Origin of the sequence: Streptococcus vestibularis ATCC 49124 (assembly GCF_000188295.1) — a bacterium.
Lineage (GTDB): Bacteria > Bacillota > Bacilli > Lactobacillales > Streptococcaceae > Streptococcus > Streptococcus vestibularis.
Genome location: NZ_GL831121.1, coordinates 1 through 1,309, shown reverse-complemented (window position 1 = coordinate 1,309; position 1,309 = coordinate 1). Strand labels below are relative to the sequence as shown.

Genomic DNA, 1,309 nt, shown 5'->3' with positions numbered 1-1,309 from the left:
AATCAACGCCTTGGAATCCATCGATAACGGTACGCTTATCGTTAACGGACATAATGTGACGGAAGCTTCTGCCAAAGACTTGGTTGAGCTTCGTAAGGAAGCAGGGATGGTATTCCAACACTTCAACCTCTACCCTCACAAAACTGTTCTTGAAAATGTAACCTTGGCACCTATCAAGGTTCTTGGAATCAGTAAGGCAGAGGCTGAAAAGACTGCTGAAAAATTCCTTCGCTACGTTAACATGTGGGACAAGAAAGATTCATACCCTGGTATGCTTTCTGGTGGACAAAAACAGCGTATCGCTATTGCCCGTGGTCTTGCCATGAATCCTGAGCTCTTGCTCTTTGATGAGCCAACGTCAGCCCTTGACCCAGAGACTATCGGTGACGTACTGGCGGTTATGCAGAACCTTGCCAAAGGTGGCATGAACATGGTAGTGGTTACCCACGAAATGGGCTTTGCTCGCAGTGTGGCAGACCGTATCATTTTCATGGCTGAAGGTCAGGTTCTCGTGGATACTACGGATGTCGATGGCTTCTTTGACAATCCAACTGAACCTCGTGCTGTTCAATTCCTTTCTAAGATTATCGACCACAACTCTGATCGTGTCCAAGTGGATGCCTAAGGAGGTTGCCTATGATTTTCAAAAAAATCTTACGTTACCTAACTGTCGCATGCTTAGCAATTGTCACTATTTTTCTTATCTCGAGTCACAAGACTAAGGCGGAAGACACTAGTAAGCTTCTTGATAGTAAAGCAGTCCAAAAGATTGTTAAGCGAGGGACACTCAATGTTGGTGTAAAACAAGACGTTCCTAACTTTGGTTACTATTCTGCTAAGACCAATAGCTACGAAGGTATGGAAGTTGATCTTGCTAAAAAGATTGCTGATGAGTTAAAAGTGAAAGTAAATTACATCCCTGTAACGACGCAAACCCGTGAACCTCTTATGGATAACGGTACTATCGACTTACTCATCGGTACCTACACCATTAATGACGAACGTAAGGCATCTTATGCCATCTCAGATCCTTACTACCATGATCAAATTGGTTTCTTGGTCCTAAAGAATTCAGATATTAATAAAATCTCAGATTTGAATGGTAAGACTATCGGGGTTTCTCAAGGGGCGTCAACTAAGGCTGCCTTACAAGAATATGCCTCAGCCCACAATCTTAAGTTCAACTACGTTCAACTAGGTTCTTTCCCAGAATTGGCTGTATCTCTTTACGCTCATCGTGTAAATGCTTTCTCAGTTGATAAATCTATCCTTTCTGGCTATGAAAGCAAGAAGACAAAAACCTTGAAAG

General features: G+C 42.8%; 2 protein-coding genes. Both read left to right on the top strand.

The features are described from left to right. Positions 1-625, top strand: a 625-nt coding sequence (locus HMPREF9425_RS09005; protein ID WP_037621921.1) for an amino acid ABC transporter ATP-binding protein, incomplete at its 5' end; no start/stop codon positions are given. A gap of 11 nt (positions 626-636) precedes the next feature. After that, positions 637-1,309: transporter substrate-binding domain-containing protein (locus tag HMPREF9425_RS09000; protein ID WP_003098449.1), on the top strand; the 673-nt coding region annotated here is incomplete at its 3' end.